Annotated in this window: 15 protein-coding genes, 2 tRNA genes and 3 pseudogenes; 12 read left to right on the top strand and 8 right to left on the bottom strand. The window is 68.8% G+C overall.

Annotated elements, in window-relative coordinates; all coding sequences use genetic code 11:
* The 8 genes and pseudogenes from AB0N03_RS33465 to AB0N03_RS33430 all read left to right on the top strand — a co-directional run.
* Positions 1 to 764 (top strand): annotated as a pseudogene (locus AB0N03_RS33465) (IS21 family transposase); the annotation flags it as partial.
* Positions 761 to 1570, top strand: a complete 810-nt coding sequence (gene istB, locus AB0N03_RS33460) for an IS21-like element helper ATPase IstB (RefSeq protein WP_364380076.1) — start codon at positions 761 to 763, stop codon at positions 1568 to 1570. The pseudogene AB0N03_RS33465 and the gene istB, both read left to right, overlap by 4 nt.
* 78 nt (positions 1571 to 1648) lie before the next feature.
* A pseudogene (locus AB0N03_RS33455) lies at positions 1649 to 1936 on the top strand (DNA methyltransferase); the annotation flags it as partial.
* Between the two features lie 77 nt (positions 1937 to 2013).
* Positions 2014 to 2604 (top strand): site-specific DNA-methyltransferase, encoded by a 591-nt coding sequence (locus AB0N03_RS33450; RefSeq protein WP_364380073.1) that lies wholly within the window; start codon positions 2014 to 2016, stop codon positions 2602 to 2604.
* A 32-nt stretch (positions 2605 to 2636) separates the two neighbouring features.
* On the top strand, positions 2637 to 3431 hold the full coding sequence (locus tag AB0N03_RS33445) for a site-specific DNA-methyltransferase (protein ID WP_364380070.1): 795 nt from the start codon (positions 2637 to 2639) through the stop codon (positions 3429 to 3431).
* Positions 3428 to 3661 carry a helix-turn-helix domain-containing protein gene (locus AB0N03_RS33440; protein ID WP_364380067.1) on the top strand — a complete coding sequence of 78 codons (234 nt, stop codon included), beginning with the start codon at positions 3428 to 3430 and terminating at the stop codon, positions 3659 to 3661. The genes AB0N03_RS33445 and AB0N03_RS33440 overlap by 4 nt, the downstream gene beginning before the upstream one ends.
* An 87-nt stretch (positions 3662 to 3748) precedes the next feature.
* Positions 3749 to 4303 carry an Arm DNA-binding domain-containing protein gene (locus AB0N03_RS33435; protein WP_364380064.1) on the top strand — a complete coding sequence of 185 codons (555 nt, stop codon included), beginning with the start codon at positions 3749 to 3751 and terminating at the stop codon, positions 4301 to 4303.
* Positions 4270 to 5106: pseudogene (locus AB0N03_RS33430) on the top strand (tyrosine-type recombinase/integrase); the annotation flags it as partial. The gene AB0N03_RS33435 and the pseudogene AB0N03_RS33430, both read left to right, overlap by 34 nt.
* Positions 5107 to 5300: 194 nt before the next feature.
* Here the strand turns inward: AB0N03_RS33430 and AB0N03_RS33425 are convergent.
* Positions 5301 to 5373: transfer RNA gene (locus AB0N03_RS33425), tRNA-Lys, on the bottom strand.
* Positions 5374 to 5539: 166 nt separating this feature from the next.
* Between AB0N03_RS33425 and AB0N03_RS33420 the strand changes: the two genes are divergently transcribed.
* Positions 5540 to 6727 carry an Ig-like domain-containing protein gene (locus tag AB0N03_RS33420; RefSeq protein WP_364380061.1) on the top strand — a complete coding sequence of 396 codons (1188 nt, stop codon included), beginning with the start codon at positions 5540 to 5542 and terminating at the stop codon, positions 6725 to 6727.
* Here the strand turns inward: AB0N03_RS33420 and AB0N03_RS33415 are convergent.
* Positions 6724 to 7062, bottom strand: coding sequence for a helix-turn-helix domain-containing protein (locus tag AB0N03_RS33415; protein WP_364380058.1), 339 nt, complete (start codon positions 7060 to 7062; stop codon positions 6724 to 6726). The genes AB0N03_RS33420 and AB0N03_RS33415 overlap by 4 nt on opposite strands.
* 74 nt (positions 7063 to 7136) lie before the next feature.
* Here AB0N03_RS33415 and AB0N03_RS33410 point away from each other — a divergent pair, with 74 nt between their 5' ends.
* Positions 7137 to 7808 carry an alpha/beta fold hydrolase gene (locus AB0N03_RS33410; RefSeq protein ID WP_364380055.1) on the top strand — a complete coding sequence of 224 codons (672 nt, stop codon included), beginning with the start codon at positions 7137 to 7139 and terminating at the stop codon, positions 7806 to 7808.
* Here the strand turns inward: AB0N03_RS33410 and proP are convergent.
* The 3 genes from proP to orn all read right to left on the bottom strand — a co-directional run bounded on the left by proP (position 7805) and on the right by orn (position 10099).
* On the bottom strand, positions 7805 to 9256 hold the full coding sequence (gene proP, locus AB0N03_RS33405) for a glycine betaine/L-proline transporter ProP (protein WP_364380052.1): 1452 nt from the start codon (positions 9254 to 9256) through the stop codon (positions 7805 to 7807). The genes AB0N03_RS33410 and proP overlap by 4 nt on opposite strands.
* 81 nt (positions 9257 to 9337) lie before the next feature.
* Positions 9338 to 9413: transfer RNA gene (locus AB0N03_RS33400), tRNA-His, on the bottom strand.
* 77 nt (positions 9414 to 9490) lie between these two features.
* Positions 9491 to 10099, bottom strand: coding sequence for an oligoribonuclease (gene orn / locus AB0N03_RS33395; protein ID WP_364380049.1), 609 nt, complete (start codon positions 10097 to 10099; stop codon positions 9491 to 9493).
* A gap of 220 nt (positions 10100 to 10319) precedes the next feature.
* On the opposite strand from orn, the gene AB0N03_RS33390 reads away from it, so the two are divergent.
* The gene (locus AB0N03_RS33390) at positions 10320 to 10697 is read left to right on the top strand and encodes a DUF3224 domain-containing protein (protein ID WP_364380046.1); all 378 of its coding nucleotides are present in this window, start codon (positions 10320 to 10322) and stop codon (positions 10695 to 10697) included.
* Between the two features lie 120 nt (positions 10698 to 10817).
* Here AB0N03_RS33390 and AB0N03_RS33385 read toward each other — a convergent pair whose 3' ends face one another.
* The 3 genes from AB0N03_RS33385 to AB0N03_RS33375 form a co-directional block, all read right to left on the bottom strand.
* Positions 10818 to 11870, bottom strand: coding sequence for a trypsin-like peptidase domain-containing protein (locus AB0N03_RS33385; RefSeq protein WP_364380043.1), 1053 nt, complete (start codon positions 11868 to 11870; stop codon positions 10818 to 10820).
* A 98-nt stretch (positions 11871 to 11968) separates the two neighbouring features.
* On the bottom strand, positions 11969 to 13291 hold the full coding sequence (locus tag AB0N03_RS33380; RefSeq protein ID WP_364380040.1) for a M20 family metallopeptidase: 1323 nt from the start codon (positions 13289 to 13291) through the stop codon (positions 11969 to 11971).
* A 39-nt stretch (positions 13292 to 13330) separates the two neighbouring features.
* The gene (locus tag AB0N03_RS33375) at positions 13331 to 14083 is read right to left on the bottom strand and encodes a methyltransferase domain-containing protein (protein ID WP_364380037.1); all 753 of its coding nucleotides are present in this window, start codon (positions 14081 to 14083) and stop codon (positions 13331 to 13333) included.
* Between the two features lie 143 nt (positions 14084 to 14226).
* Here AB0N03_RS33375 and AB0N03_RS33370 point away from each other — a divergent pair, with 143 nt between their 5' ends.
* Positions 14227 to 15129, top strand: coding sequence for a DNA-3-methyladenine glycosylase 2 family protein (locus tag AB0N03_RS33370; protein WP_364380034.1), 903 nt, complete (start codon positions 14227 to 14229; stop codon positions 15127 to 15129).
* The last annotated feature ends 389 nt before the right edge of the window (positions 15130 to 15518 follow it).

Raw genomic sequence — 15518 nt, 5'->3', positions numbered from 1 at the left:
CCGGCATGTGGCAGCTGATCAACGGGATCGGTCGGGTCACGAAGCAATTGGTCTGGGATCGGGAGTCCGCGATCGGCGGGACCGGGCGGGTGAGCGTCCCGGCGGCGGCGTTCGCCGGGACTTTGGCCACGAAGATCGTGCTCGCGCCGCCGCGGGACCCGGAGTTCAAGGGCATGGTCGAGCGGAACAACCAGTTCCTGGAGACCTCGTTCCTGCCCGGCCGGGTCTTCACCTCACCCGCGGACTTCAACACCCAGCTGGATGAGTGGCTGGCCCGGGCGAACAACCGGACCGTCCGCTCCATCCAAGGTCGCCCGGTGGAGCTGCTGGAGACCGATTACCAAGCGATGTTGCCACTGCCGCCAGTTGCCCCGCCGATCGGGCTGAACCAGCGGGTCCGGCTCGGCCGCGACTACTACGTGCGGGTCGACACCGTCGACTACTCCGTCGACCCGAGGATGATCGGCCGATTCGTTGACGTCACCGCCTCACCGGGTGAGGTGAGGGTGTTCTGCGACGGTCAGCTCGTCGCCCGGCACGACCGCTGCTGGGCCAAGCAGGTTGTGATCACCGACCCGACCCACCAGCAGGCCGCGGCCTTGCTGCGCAAGAACTTCGCGGCTGAACGCCTGCGCCGCGAGTCCTCCGGCGAGACCCGCCGTCACGCTGACGGACACGTCGTCGCGATGCGGGCCCTGCCGGACTACGACGCCCTCTTCGGCGTCGATTTCACTGCACCACCAACGAAAGCGAGCAACACGTGAGCACAACCAAGCCCACCGCCGCGGCGTCGAAGGACGGGCTACCGTCCCAGATCGCCTATCTCACTCGGGCGCTCAAGACCCCGACGATCGGGGCGTTCTGGGAGCAACTGGCCGGCCAGGCCCGCGACGAGAACTGGTCGCACGAGGAATACCTCGCCGCGCTGCTGCAGCGCCAGGTCGCCGACCGCGAGTCCAAAGGCACCGTCATGCGGATCCGCACTGCCCACTTCCCGGCGGTGAAAACCTTGGAGGACTTCAACCTCGACCATCTGCCTTCGCTGCGCCGCGATATCTTGGCGCATCTGTCGACCGGCACGTTCGTCGCCAAGGCCGAGAACGTCATCCTGCTCGGCCCGCCCGGCATCGGCAATACCCACCTCGCGATCGGGCTCGGGGTCAAAGCCACCCAGACCGGTTACTCGGTGCTGTTCGACACGGCCAGCAACTGGATCGCCCGGCTCACCGCCGCCCACCACGGCAACCGGCTCGAGGACGAACTGAAGAGGATCCGCCGCTACAAGCTGATCATCATCGATGAGGTCGGCTACATCCCGTTCGACCAGGACGCGGCGAACTTGTTCTTCCAGCTCATCGCCTCCCGCTATGAGCAGGGCTCAGTGATGGTGACCTCGAACCTGCCGTTCGGGCGCTGGGGCGAGACGTTCTCCGACGACGTTGTCGCCGCGGCCATGATCGACCGTCTGGTCCACCACGCCGAAGTTCTTACCCTCACCGGCGACTCCTACCGGACCCGCCAGCGCCGCAACCTGCTACGCGACCAGCAGCAGAACCCCGACCAGAACTAGACGACAACACCGCGGAGGGGGTCAATTTTCCGGAGACCACCCGGGGTCAAAGTTCCCGAAGCGTTGACAGACGGCTCGGTGGACTGTCTCGTGACCAGCCCGCCGTACTGGCGGCTGCGCGACTACGCACCCGACACCTGGACGGGAGGCCGGCCCGGGTGCCGTCACCGCCCGGCCGGCATCGGCACCGGTGACGATCGCAGCCACAGGTGTCGATGCCGGGACTGCGGGGCGCAGCGAGAGCACTCGCAGATCGGGCTGGAGCCCACGGCCGACGACTACGTCGGCACCCTGCAAGCCGTATTCGCTTCCGCGCGCCGCGTGCTCACCCCTCGGGCGACGGTATGGATCAACCTGGGCGACAGTTACTCCACCAACTCCGACGGCTACTGGTGCACGACGCCCGGCCAGCCGGGCAGCCGCACTACCGGCCCGTTGCGGACGTGCCACACAAGAACCTGCTCGGCATGCCGTGGCGTCTCGCCCTCGCGCTGCAAGGCGGCGGGTGGATCCTGCGGTCCGCGATCGTCTGGCACAAGCCCCATGCGACCCCGACACCGATCCGGGACCGGCTCGCTACGTGCCACGAGATGATCTTCCTCTTCGCCACCCGGCCGGACCACTACCTCACCCTCGACCCGATCCGCCAGGCCCACGTCCGCCTCCGATCTCGCCACGCCGAGCGCGGCGCCGGCACACCGAGTACTGCTCACCGAACGGGGACGTGCGCTTCTGCTCAGCAACCCCGCGGACACGATTTTGGTGACGTGTGGACCATCCGGCCGGATCGGTCGCGGGAGGGTCATCCCGCCCCTTCGCCGCTGGAGATCCCGCGTCGTTGCATCACCATCGGCTGTCCGCCAGGATGGCACGTTCTCGACCCGTTCAGTGGTGGCGGCACCACCGGCGTCGCGGCCCGCGCACTTGGCCGCCGCTTCACTGGCATCGACACCAACCCCGACTACCACTGGATCGCGCGGCGCCGACTTGCCCACGTCCACGTCCACGGCGCCGAGCGTCGGAGTACGCGATGACGCGGCCTGCAGACATGACAGTCAGGCTGAGCGTGGGCGATGCGGTGGAGGTGGTCGCCGCGATGCCGCCGGCGTCGGTGAACTGCGTGGTGACATCGCCGCCGTATTGGGGCTTGCGTGACTACCGTGTCGCCGGTCAGTACGGAGCCGAGTCCACTGTAGATGGCTACGTGTCGCGCCTTGTCGGATTGTTCGACAAGCTGCGTCGAGTCCTCTCCCGCGACGGGACAGCGTGGCTGAACCTGGGTGACTGCTTCGGCGGTTCGTGGGGCAATTACGTCGCCGACGGGTCGGTGGCGCGGACAGCGTCAGCGCGGGCCGCGACCGGCTACGGCGTGCATCGGCCGCCCCAATCGGCTCGCCGAAGCAAAGACCTGGTCGGGGTTCCCTGGCGGGTGGCGCACTCGTTGCAGCAGCGAGGCTGGATCCTGCGCAACGCAGTGGTGTGGGAGAAGCCGAACGCTCGACCGGAGAGCGTGCGGGATCGGCTGGCGCAGCGCTACGAGCTGGTGTTCCTGCTGACGCAATCGGAGACGCACTGGTTGTCCTCAGAGGTCTGGAGCGCCGACGGGATGACGGACCTGTGGACGGTTCCGGCGGGGCGTTCTCGTACCGGGCATCCGGCCGCGGGAACCCTGGAGATCGCGCGACGCTGTGTCCGCTTGGGATGCCGGCGCGGTGGTGTCGTGCTCGACCCGTTCTGCGGCAGCGGAACCACGGGCCTTGCCGCGCTGGAGTACGGATGTTCGTTCATCGGGATCGACCTGGATCCTGCCTGCCGAGATCTCGCGCATCGCCGCCTTGCCGAATTTGTGGAGGCGGTGTGAAGGCAGGGAAGAGCGTCAGCGACGTGATGACGGCAGCTGACGTCGCGGCACTGCCGGCCGTGGTCGATCTCATGACGGCCGCGCAAGCGTTGCGAATCGGGCGGACCACCGCCTACGCCTTGGCGCGCGACGGGGACTTCCCGTGCCCGGTTCTGCGAGTGGGTGGTGAGTATCGCGTCCCGACCGCTGGGCTCCGGCGGGTGCTCGGGCTGGATTCGTCCACCGGCTGAATTTTCGAGGCTCGGGCTTCCCCGAGTGCTGTCTGCAGCGCGAGGATCGCGGCAACCCGCTGATTCAACGAAGGGATGGTGCCAGAGGTGGCAGAAGGATCGGTGTACAAACGCTGCTCCTGCAAGGACGGTAAGGGCCGAGGCCTGGGTACGGAGTGCCCGAGGCTGGAGCAGAGCAAGCACGGGCAGTGGTGCTACCGGATCGAGCTGCCCGCCGACCGTGGGGGAAAGCGCAGGCCCAGGCGGCGCAGCGGGTTCGCCACTGCGAAAGAGGCGCAGAAGGAGCTGGATCACGTCGGCGATCTGCTGGCTATCGCCGGAGATGACGACGAGGACACGCTGGGCAAGATCGCCGACGTGATCGCCGCAGCAATCACCGCGCGGAAGACGCTGCCGGAACTGGAAGATATGCGTCGCCTGGTGCGCGCCGGGGCCGAGGTGCTGGAGCACCCGCTGATGGGCGATGTGTTCACCGCGTTCCTGGCGAAGAAAAGAAGACCCGCAGCCGCAACACCTACCGCTCGTACGAGTCGCACGTGCGGCTCTACCTCCGGCCCCACCTCGGGCACATCCGCCGGGACAAGCTGCGTGTGGCCCACTTGGAGGGGATGTTCGACGCGATCGTCGAGCACAACGATGTGATCGCCGAATACCGGGCCAGTAAAGACCCGCGCAAGGTCGCTGCGGTGAAGTGGCAGCGCCCGGTGGGACCCACTTCGATCCGGCGGATCCGCGAGACGCTGCGAGCGGTGCTGAGTCCTGCGGTCAAAGAGGGCCTGCTGACGGTGAATGTGGCGTCGCTGGTGGAGCTGCCGCCGGCGGTTCGTCCGACGCCGAAGGTGTGGACCGAGGAGCGGGTGGCGCGGTGGCGGCTGACGGGGGAGATCCCGTCTCCGGTGATGGTGTGGACTCCGGTCCAGACCGGCCGGTTCCTCGACCACTCGGTCAACGATCGGCTGTACCCGTTGTTTCACCTGATCGCGCACGTTGGGCTTCGTCGTGGGGAGGCGTGCGGGCAGCGGCGTTCGGACACTTATCTGGATTCGGCCACGCTGGAGGTGGCGAACCAGATCGTGCAGTACGGCTGGGAGACTGGCGAGTCGGCGCCGAAGACGACCTCGTCCGAAGGGCTCGTGGCCTTGGACGCTGACACGGTCGTCGTGCTGCGCCAGCATGAGGCCAATCAGGACGCGGCTCGTGCCCGGCTCGGCAGCGACTGGGTCGACACGGACCTGCTGTTCACTCAGCCTGACGGTAGCCCGCTGCACCCGGCCGATGTCACCGCCCGGTTCCAGGAGCTGACCCGTCGAGCCGGGTTGCCGCCGATCCGGCTGCACGATCTACGCCACGGTGCTGCCACGCTGGCGCTCGCGGCGGGGGTGGACATGAAGGTCGTGCAGCACATGCTGCGGCACTCCTCGATAACCGTGACCTCGGACACTTACACCACTGTGCTGCCCGAGGTCGCGTTGGCCGCGGCCGAGGCGACCGCCAAGATCATCCCGCGGACGGCATCGCGACTGCTCGGGCACATCTCGGGCTCTTCACCGACCATTGTGGACGGAAGGGAAGCGGAAGAAATGACTCCAGATAACGCAAAACCCCAGGTCGAAGAAGTCTTCGACCTGGGGAGTGGGGGTGCGCCATCAGGGACTCGAACCCCGAACCCGCTGGTTAAGAGCCAGCTGCTCTGCCAATTGAGCTAATGGCGCCGGTGTCTGCCGGAGGTTTCCCTCGGCGACGTGGAAAACATTAGCACCCGGTTCCGAGGCCCGTTTCAGGGGGGTCCCGTTGGTGACTTCCGGCGTTGCCGCCCCGCTGTCGCGGCTGGTCGGGCACACTGTAGTCGGACATCGACGGCGAAACAGGCGGGTGCGCATGACGAGTGTGGGGGTGCGGCTGCTGGTGGCCGCGGGCGTGATCGGCCTCACGGTGGCCGGCTGCAGCAGTGGTAGCCCTTCGAGTGAACCGCCGAAGGCGACGCCGTCGTCGAGTGCGCCGAAGCCCGCGCCGAAGCCCGCCGTGCTCACGCTGAGCCCTGCGAAGGATGCCAAGGACGTCGCGCCCGGGGAGCTCGTCAGTGTCGTCGTTGCCGACGGGAAGGTCGGGGACGTGAAGCTGGCCGGGGCCGATGGCAAGGTCGTCGCCGGGAAGGCGCGCGCCGATGGCTCGGGGTGGGACTCCGCCGAGCCGCTCGGCTACAACAAGGCCTACAAGCTGACCGCCACCGCGACCGGCACCGATGGCAAGCCCGTGACGCAGGAGTCGTCGTTCACGACCGTCAAGCCCGCGCGGCAGCTCGGCGTCTCGGTGAACCTCGACGAGGGCGAGACCGTCGGCGTCGGGATGCCGCTGATCTTCACCTTCAGCGGGAACGTCGCCGACAAGGCCGCCGCCGAGAAGGCGCTCAAGGTCACCGCCGAGCCCGCCACCGAGGGGGCTTTCCGCTGGTCCGGCGACAAGCAGGTGACCTGGCGGCCGAAGGACTACTGGAAGAGCGGCACCAAGATCAAGGTTGACGCCGCCGTCTACGGCAAGGCGCTCGGCAAGGGCACCTACGGCCGCGAGGACAAGAAGATCACCGGCACCATCGGCGACAAGCTCGTCGCGGTCGCCGACGGCCAGACGCACCAGATGACGGTGACGATCAACGACAAGGAGGTCAAGACCATGCCGACCTCCATGGGCAAGCCCGGCCACAACACCCCGGCCGGCACCTACACCGTCATGAGCGAGCACACCGGCTACACCATGAACTCCGCCACCTACGGCGTCCCGGAAGACTCGCCCGGTGGGTACAGCACCTTCGTCCAGTACGCGATCCGCCTGTCCTACAGCGGCATTTTCTACCACTCCGCCCCGTGGTCGGTGCGGCAGCAGGGCCACAGCAACGTCAGCCACGGCTGCCTCAACCTGTCCACCGAGAACACGAAGTGGCTGATGGACACGTCCAGGAAGGGCGACGTCGTCACCGTCCAGAACAGCGGCGGCCCGAAGCTCGAGCCCACCGACGGCTGGAGCGTCTGGCAGCTGTCCTGGGACGAGTGGCGGACCGCCGCGAACTAGCGCTCGTCGTACTCCGCGCGGGCGGCCGCGATCAGCGGCAGGTGCGTGAGGCTCCACTCGAGCAGCGGCGCGGTGGCTTCGCGCAGCGTCCGGCCCATCGACGTCAGCTCGTAGCTGACGTGCGGTGGCATGACGGCGTGGACCGTGCGCGTCACGATCCCGTCGCGCTCGAGGTCGCGCAGGGTGGCGGTGAGCATGCGCTGGCTGATGCCGTCGATGGACCGCTTGAGCTCGGTGAAGCGCCGCGGCCCGTCCTTGAGCATGCGCACGACCAGCAGCGCCCACTTGTCGCCGACGATCCCGAGGACTTCGCGGGCCTGGCACGGGTCCTGCACGGTTACCTCCTGAGAACCGGGGCACGGAAAAGTGCCGTATTGCCCGGGGTGCTTCGAGTGATCACGATGGTGCCATGACCACATTTCTGCTGGTACACGGCGCTTGGCACAGCGGGCGAGCTTGGGATCGCGTCGTCCCGCTCCTGGAATCCGCCGGCCACCGCGTACTCGCGCCGTCGCTGACCGGCTACGGCGACAAGGCCCACCTGCTGAGCCCGGAGGTCGGGCTCGGCACGCACATCGACGACATCGTCAGCCTGCTCGAGAACGAACACGACGTCGTGCTCGTCGGGCACAGCTACGCCGGGATGGTCATCTCGGGCGCCGCCGACCGGCTTCCGGAGCGGATCGCGCGGCTGGTGTTCCTCGACGCGATGGTCCCCGAAGACGGCGAGACCGCGGCTGACGTCATCCCGCTCACGAAGCAGCTGATCGACAGCGCCGTGGACGGCTGGCGGGTGCCACCGATGGGCCTGTTCGGCGTCACCGATCCCGGCGACGTCGCCTGGCTGCGCTCGATGCTGTCCGACCAGCCGGTGCGGTGCCTGACCGAGCCGGTGCAGCTGGACAATCCGGCCGCGAAGGCGATCCCGCGCACGCACATCCACTGCGTCGGCGGGCAGCCGGCGGGCATCACCCGACGGCCCGTCCCGGCGGGCGAGCCGGTGCGGGAGCTGCCGACCGGCCACGACTGCATGATCACCATGCCCGCCGAGCTGACCGGGTTGCTGCTCGAGGCCGCCTAGCCCCTCGACTCGCGCACCAGCTCCCGCGCCTCCTCTTCGGTCGCCACCGCGGGACCCGAACCCCACAGCGGCTCGTTCGCCGTCTCCCGGCTGAAGTAGACCGCGACGGCGCCGACCGCGCCCGCCGCCATCAGGTACCACGCGGGCCAGAAGTCGTGGCCGGTGGACGAGATCAGCGCCTGCATCACCAGCGGCGTCGTCCCGCCGAAGAGCGACACGGAGATGTTGAACGCGATGGACAGCGCGCCGTAGCGGATCGCGGTCGGGAACAGCGCGGGCAACGCCGCGGGCATCGAGACCTCGAAACAGAGCAGCAGCAGGCCGAGGCCCATCAACCCGAGGAAGGTGAGCACCAGGCCGCCGTCGTGCACCAGCAGCATCAGCGGCCAGGAGAGCACGAGGTAGCCGAGGCAGCCGGCCATCATCACGGGCTTGCGGCCGACCTTGTCGGTGATCCGGCCGCCGACCAGGATGATCAGCATCATCACGACCATGACGACGATGATCAGCAGCAGGCCGTGCGTCGCGTCGAGGTGCAGCTGCTCGGACAGGTACGTCGGCATGTACGACAGCAGCATGTAGTCGGTGACGTTGAAGACGAGCACCAGGCCGACGCAGATCAGCAGCGCGGGCCAGTAGTCGGTGAACATCTTCCAGAACGGCTCGCCGGAGCGGCCGCGCTTTTCGGCCTCCTCGGCGTGCTTCTGGAACGCCGGCGTCTCCTCGAGCTTGAGGCGCATGTAGAGGCCGATGATGCCGAGCGGGCCGGCGACCAGGAACGGGACGCGCCAGCCCCAGTCGAGCAGGGTCTCGTGGGGAACCCAGGCCTTCATGCCGGTGACGACGGACGCGCCGAGCACGTACCCGGACAGCGTCCCGAACTCGAGCCACGAGCCCATGAAGCCGCGTCGTTTGTCGGGGGAGTACTCGGCGATGAAGGTCGTCGCGCCGCCGTACTCGCCGCCGGTGGAGAAGCCCTGCACCATCCGGGCGACCACGAGCAGGATCGGCGACCACACTCCGATGGAGGAGTAGGACGGGATCAGCCCGATGCACAGGGTCCCGATGGCCATCATGATCATGGTGACGGCGAGGACCTTCTGCCGCCCGATCCGATCGCCGAGGGGCCCGAAGACGAGCCCGCCGAGCGGCCGCATGAGGAAGGCGGCGGTGAAGGCGCCGAACGTCCCGATCAGCCGGACCCCGGGTGAGATCGTGGGCGGGAAGAAGACCTCGGCGATGGTGTCGGCGATGTAGGCGTAGACGCCGAAGTCGAACCACTCCATGGCATTGCCGAGGGCGGCCGCGCCCACCGCCCGTTTGAGAAGCGACCGGTCGACGACCGTGATGTCCTCGTAGCGCAGCTTCTTCTTCCGCCTGATCTTCGGTGCTGAACGTGCCACCAGAACACCGTGCACCGGCGACCGGACGTTCGCACGCTGGGCCATCCGGTCGTGAGGGTTACCACCGAAGGCCGAAGGGCGCGAAAAGCAAAACCCCAGTTTGGCCAAAGATCCAAACTGGGGTGATGGGGTGAGCGACGGGTTTCGAACCCGCGACCTCCTGGACCACAACCAGGTGCTCTACCAGCTGAGCTACGCCCACCATTACCGAGGGGATCCGCTTGCGACCACCTCGCTGGCAGTAATCGTAGCGGGTGCCCTCAAGCGGATTGCAGGGGGTTACCCCTGGTGCCGTTCCTGCACTTCAGCGGCCGCGGCCTTGGCTTCGTCGCTGGTCGGGCCCGGTTGGGGGACGAAGGCGACGCGCCGGTAGTAGTCGAGTTCGCCGATGGATTCCTTGATGTCGGCCAGCGCCCGGTGCGCGAGGCCCTTCTCCGGCTTGGCGTAGTAGATCCGCGGATACCAGCGGCGGACGAGTTCCTTCACGGAAGAGACGTCGACCAGGCGGTAGTGGAGGTGGGCGTCCAGCACCGGCATGTCGCGCGCGATGAACCCGCGGTCGGTGGCGATGGAGTTGCCGGCGAGCGGCGCGGTGCCCGGCTCGGGGACGTGCTCGCGGATGTACTCGAGCACGCGGCGTTCGGCCTCTTCGAGCGTGACGCTCGAGGCGCGGACCTCTTCGGTGAGGCCGGAGTGGGCGTGCATCTCACGGACGACTTCGGGCATGCCGTCGAGTTTTTCCTCGTCGGCGTGGATGACGATGTCGACTCCGTCGCCGAGCACGTTCAGCTCCGCGTCGGTGACGAGGGCGGCGATTTCGATCAACGCTTCCTTGCCGAGGTCGAGCCCCGTCATCTCGCAGTCGATCCAGACTAGGCGGTCGGTCACCTGGTGACCCTAACCCGACATGGGGATATGAGGGGCGTTACCTGCGCGTACGGCGCGTTACGCTCGCGGTGTGGTGCAGGACACACAACAACCTCCGGCCGGTGATCACGCACCTCGCACGCGGGCTGTTCGGGAACCGGAAGCGGTGAGGAATACCTGACGCGAGCTGTCAGGTATGGCTGCGAAGCTCGGCTCACCATCGAGACAGGGGAAACCAGCCATGACCAGCACTGCCACCGCGTCGTTCGTCCTCGACGAGTGGGCGCCGCAGGCGACCGACGAGGCCGCGGGCACGGAATTCGCCCGGGTGGCGATCGCCAAGACGTTCACCGGAGCGGTCGAAGGGACCAGCACCGTCGAGATGCTGACGGCGTCCAACGCGACTTCGCGCGCGTACGTCGCCTTCGAGCGTCTCGCCGTCTCGGTCGACGGCCGCAAGGGTGCCTTCGTCCTGCACCACTCGGCCGACGAGTCCGGCTTGACGCTGAAGATCCTCACCGGCTCGGGCTCGGGCGAGCTGACCGGGATCTCCGGCACCGCGAGCATCGAGCTGGACGCCGAGCAGAACCACACGCTGGTTCTCACCTACGACCTGTAGACAGCGCGAAGGCCGTTTCGAGAGCCCCCGATTGACTCTCGAAACGGCCTTCGCCGTGTCCACCGCTCCCCGAAAGCGGGTGGACTGGATGGACCGCCCCGATAACGGCCCTTCCGCGTCCTAGTTGTTCACGATCTGGTCGACGATCTTCTTGGCGTCGTTGATCGGGATGGCGAAGCCGATCCCGACGCTGCCGGCCGAGCCGTCGGCCGAGGCCGTCGGGCTGTAGAGGGCCGAGTTGATGCCGATGACGTTGCCCTGGGCGTCAACCAGCGCGCCGCCGGAGTTGCCCTGGTTGATCGAGGCGTCCGTCTGGATCGCGGTGTAGCTCGGCGAGTCCTGGGTCTCGTTCGACGTGCGGTTGAACGGCGACTGCTGTTGCTGCTCGCCCTGGCCGATGTCGGACAGGTTCCGGTTCAGCGCGCTGACGATGCCGGTGGTGACGGTGTTCTGCAGCCCGCCCGGCGAGCCGATCGCGACGACCTCCTGGCCGACGGCCAGCTTGCTCGAGTCGCCCAGCGTCGCCGCGGTCAACCCGCTCGCGTTCTGGGCCTGGACCACCGCGATGTCCGCCTTGGTGTCCGCGCCGACCACGCCGGCCTGGTACTTCTTGCCGTCGGAGGTGGTGATCACGACGCTCTGGGCGCCGTCGACGACGTGCGCGTTGGTCAGGATCCGGCCGTTCGAGGTGAGGATGACACCGGAGCCGATCGCCTCGCCTTGGCCGGTGGTCACGTTGATCTGGACCACGCTCGGCGTCACCTTCGCCGCGACGCCGCTGACGTCGCCGGAGGTGGAGTTCGAGACCGTCTGCCCGGTGGCCGCCGGCGAGCTCACCGACGTCGTCGCGCCGTCCGCCGAGTTCGTGGTGAGCCCGACGATCGCGGCGCCGCCGACGCCGCCGACCAGCGCGGCGCCGAGGGCGGTCGCGCTGACGATCATCGCGACGCGGCCGCCCTTGCGCGGCTTGGTCTTCAGCGCCGTGGGTGCCTGCCCCGGTTGCTGGAGTGGCGGCGGCTGCTGGGTGAACAGAGGGTTCGGCGCGGCCTGCTGCTGGTAGCCGTACTGCGGCTGCGGCTGCTGCTGCGCGTACGGCCCGTACTGCTGGGTGCTGTGGTGCGGCTGGTGCCCACCGGGTGAGGCGGGGCCGGGCCGACTCTCGTTCTCGGTCATGCACCTAGATTCGCGCCCGTGCTTGTGAACAACCTGTGGAAATACCTCAGGCTTTGCTGAGAAGAATCAGCTGAGAAATCTCAGGCGATCCTCAGGCGTCAGACGAAGAACGACGGCACGTCCAGGGCACCTCCCGCGGCTTCGAACTCTTCGTGGACGGCCGTCCGCAGTTCGGCGTCGCCCAGGTAGTCCGCCGCGGTCAGGGCCAGGCCCAGCGCGCCGTCGCGGACGCCCGCGTCGCCCGTCTCCGAACCGGCCGCGGCCGCGAACTCCTTGGTGTGCAACGCGACCGTCGGTCCCGAGACGGCGAGCATCGGGTGCAGCGCGGGCATCCGGTAGGAGAGGTTGCCCAGGTCCGTCGATCCCGTGAGCGACTCCGGGACGATGCCCGGCGGGAGTGGCTTGCGGCCGGTACCCGCCTGGTTGACCGACCAGCGGCCGGCGAGCGCGGTGTTGAAGCGGATCGGCAGGTAGGCGGCCTGGGCGTCCCAGGTCAGCTCGACGCCGCAGCCGGTCATCGACGCCGCGCCCTCCGCGATCGACGTCATGCGCGCGGCGAGGTCGCGCAGCGTGTCGGGGGACTGGGAGCGGAGGTAGAACAGCAGCGCGGCGCGGGCCGGGATGACGTTCGGCCGGGCGCCGCCATCGGTGAAGATGCCGTGGACGCGGTCGCTCTGCGGGAGTTGCTGGCGCAGCGCCGAGACGCCCTGGTAGGCCGCGACGGCGGCGTCGAGCGCGTTGCGGCCCATGAACGGCTGTGCCGAAGCGTGCGCGCCGACGCCGTGGAAGACCATCTCCAGCTGACGCCGGCCCAGGAACGGGTGCAGCGCGATGTCGTGGCTGAACGGGTGCAGCATGATCACCGCGTCGACGTCGTCGAACACGCCGGCGCGGGCGAGGATCTCCTTGCCGCCCCCGCCTTCCTCGGCCGGAGTGCCGATCAAGCTGACCCGGCCGCCGAGGCGTTCGGCGACGGTGGCGGCGCCGAGGAAGCCGCCCGCGGCCGTCGTGCAGATGACGTTGTGGCCGCACGCGTGGCCGAGGCCGGGAAGCGCGTCGTACTCGGCGAGGACGGCGATGTGCGGGCCATCCCGTTCGGGCGTGCTGACGCGCAGCGCGGTGTCGAGCCCGCCGACGCCGACCGTCGCCTCGTGGCCGTGGCGCTTCAGGAGATCGGCCAGCGCTTGCACCGAACGGTGCTCGGCGAACCCCTCCTCGGGGTGAGCGTGCAGATCTTGGCTCAACGCCACCAGATCGGGTGAACTGCGCTCGACCGCGGCGGTCACCTCCGCCCGCGTCGCCTCGTCCGCGCCGGTGTGCGGTGAGGACAGCGGTTCGGCCGACGCGACGGCGTCGGCGGTGGCCTCGACCAGGGAACGCAGGTAGCTGTCGTCGGGCGGGAGGGGGTCGTGGTGGGTCATGGGGCGATGCTAACCGCAGGCTCCGACAATCCGCGGTGCTCAGCCCAGCCGGCCCGCCACGATCTGCGTGACGCCGGCGTACCGCTCGGTGATCCCGGTGAAGCCGCGGGCGCGCAGGCTCGCCGCGATCTCGCCGCGGTCGAACATCCGCTGCCCGCTCAGGATCCCGCCGACGGACTCCGCAACCCGCGCGGGTTGCCAGCTACGCCGGGCGCTCGTGAGTAGGACGATCCGGCCGCCGGGCTTCAGTACGCGCGCGAAGGAGTCCAACGCGGTTTCGGGCTCGGCGAACATGTGGAGGGCGGCGAAGCAGCAGATTCCGTCCACAGTGGACTCTTTCAAAGGCAGGTGCACGGCGTCCGCGCGCAGGTAGGCGACGGAAGCCGGACCGTCTTCGGCGACGGCTTTGGCGAGCATCGTGCGCGCGCCGTCGAGGCCGATGGCGAGGCCGTCCGGGCCGACGGCCGCGCCGAACGCGCGCGTGAACCGGCCGGTGCCGCAAGCGACGTCGAGCGCGGTGTCGCCGGGCTTCAGAGCGAGGAGCTGGGTCGCGAGCCTTGTTTCGCCCGCCATGCTCGGTCCGAGCGGCCCCTTGAGTGCGCGGCCGAGGACGGGACGCCAGTACCGCTCGTAGACCTGCGGGAGGACGCTGGTGCGCATCAGGCGCTGGGTGAGGCCGGTCGGCGGGCCGGCCTGGCTGGCGGCGCCCAGCAGGTCGAGGTAGCCGTCATCGGTCTTCGCGGGCGTCTCGAGCAGGTCTTCGAGGCGCTCGGTGGCGGTCTTGGGCGGCATTGCTCTCCTCTCGAATACCGGCAGTATGTCAAATCTCGACCACTCGAACGAGTGAAGAATCCGCGGGCTCAGGCGTTCGAGGCCCGGAATTGTCGGTGCCCCCGCCTAACGTCGCAGGCGAGGTTCCGATCCGAGGAGGACAAATGACGGTTTCCATGCTGGGTAGCGAAATCACGGTGCGCGGCGAGTTCGATCTGGCCGCGGCGGCCCGGTTCCTGACCGGGTTCGCGCCCGCGGGCCGGCCGGAAGCGGAGCCCGGCGCGCTCCGGGTGGCGTTCCCGCTCGACGGCGAGTGGACGCCGGTGGGAGCGGTGCTGCGGCAGAGATCGCCCGGCGAGGTCGTGGTGGAGGTCCACGGGCCGCCCGGGCACGCCGACGCGGTACTGGCGCAGGTGGGGAGGATGTGCTCGCTGGACGTCGACGGCGCCGGATTCGGCCGGGTCGGCGTCCGCGACCCGGTGGTGTCTCTGGTGCAGGGGATGCATCCGGGGTTGCGGCCGGTCCTGTTCGCGTCCCCGTACGAGGCGGCGTGCTGGGCGGTGCTGAGCCACCGGATCTGGATGACGCAGGCCGTCCGGCTGCGCCGTCGTCTCGCCGAGCGCCACGGCACGGAGGTCGACGTCGGCGGCACCGTGCTGACGTCGTTCCCGGCGCCCGCGGTGCTGGCGGAACTGGAGTACCTGCCGGGCTTGTCGGGCCCGAAGCTGCAGCGCCTGCGAGGAATCGGCGAGGCGGCGGCCGACGGCCTGCTCGACGCGGCGGCGTTGCGGGCGATGCCGGCGGACGAGGCCCTGAAACAGTTGCAGCTCCTGCCGGGGATAGGTCGCTTCAGCGCCGAGCTGATCCTGATCCGCGGCGCCGGCCACCCGGACGTGTTCCCCCGAGCGGAGACCCGGCTCCACGAGATCATGCGCGACGCATATCACCTCCCGGAGGCGGGACTCGACGAGCTGACGGAGATCGCCGAGGCGTGGGCACCGTTCCGGAGCTGGGTGTCGTTCCTGTTCAGGGTGGAGGGCGAGGCCCGGATGAGGGAGTCCCGATGAGCTGACCAGTCGCGTTCACGGGTCCGCTCACGAGTTCCGGCCTCGATCACGCGAGTCTCGGCTCCAGCCACGCGAGTCTCGGCCTTGATCACGTGAGTTCCGGCTTCAAGCACGCGAGTCCCGGCTTTGATCACGCGAGTTCCGGGCTCCGGCACGCGAGTCCCGGCTCCAGCCACGCGAGTTCAGCTCACCTCGCCGGAAGCCGAGCTTCGCGGCGGCCTGGTCCGCCGGTCGCGCCGTGCCGAGCGCCGGGTCAGTCCGTCGACCCCGAGCCCGAAATCGGCGTCCCTCCCACACCACGACGAGAGGAGACCGCATCGACCCGATACCGGATCCGGCGAAACCGCCGACGACGGGGACTCACCGTAGCCAGATATCGCCTGTGGTGA

The organism is Amycolatopsis sp. NPDC051061, assembly GCF_040682935.1.
Classification (GTDB): Bacteria; Actinomycetota; Actinomycetes; order Mycobacteriales; family Pseudonocardiaceae; genus Amycolatopsis.
Note: the sequence above shows the minus strand (reverse complement) of the source record. Positions and strands in the feature narration are given on the sequence as shown.

What these genes read in the sequence shown, in the direction of transcription:
- AB0N03_RS33420 (WP_364380061.1), top strand. Translation starts at nt 5,540, where the DNA reads ATGACGAGTGTGGGGGTGCGGCTGCTGGTGGCCGCGGGCGTGATCGGC.
- proP (WP_364380052.1), bottom strand. Translation starts at nt 9,256, where the DNA reads ATGGCCCAGCGTGCGAACGTCCGGTCGCCGGTGCACGGTGTTCTGGTG.
- AB0N03_RS33410 (WP_364380055.1), top strand. Translation starts at nt 7,137, where the DNA reads ATGACCACATTTCTGCTGGTACACGGCGCTTGGCACAGCGGGCGAGCT.
- AB0N03_RS33375 (WP_364380037.1), bottom strand. Translation starts at nt 14,083, where the DNA reads ATGCCGCCCAAGACCGCCACCGAGCGCCTCGAAGACCTGCTCGAGACG.
- AB0N03_RS33390 (WP_364380046.1), top strand. Translation starts at nt 10,320, where the DNA reads ATGACCAGCACTGCCACCGCGTCGTTCGTCCTCGACGAGTGGGCGCCG.
- AB0N03_RS33370 (WP_364380034.1), top strand. Translation starts at nt 14,227, where the DNA reads ATGACGGTTTCCATGCTGGGTAGCGAAATCACGGTGCGCGGCGAGTTC.
- AB0N03_RS33385 (WP_364380043.1), bottom strand. Translation starts at nt 11,870, where the DNA reads ATGACCGAGAACGAGAGTCGGCCCGGCCCCGCCTCACCCGGTGGGCAC.
- AB0N03_RS33380 (WP_364380040.1), bottom strand. Translation starts at nt 13,291, where the DNA reads ATGACCCACCACGACCCCCTCCCGCCCGACGACAGCTACCTGCGTTCC.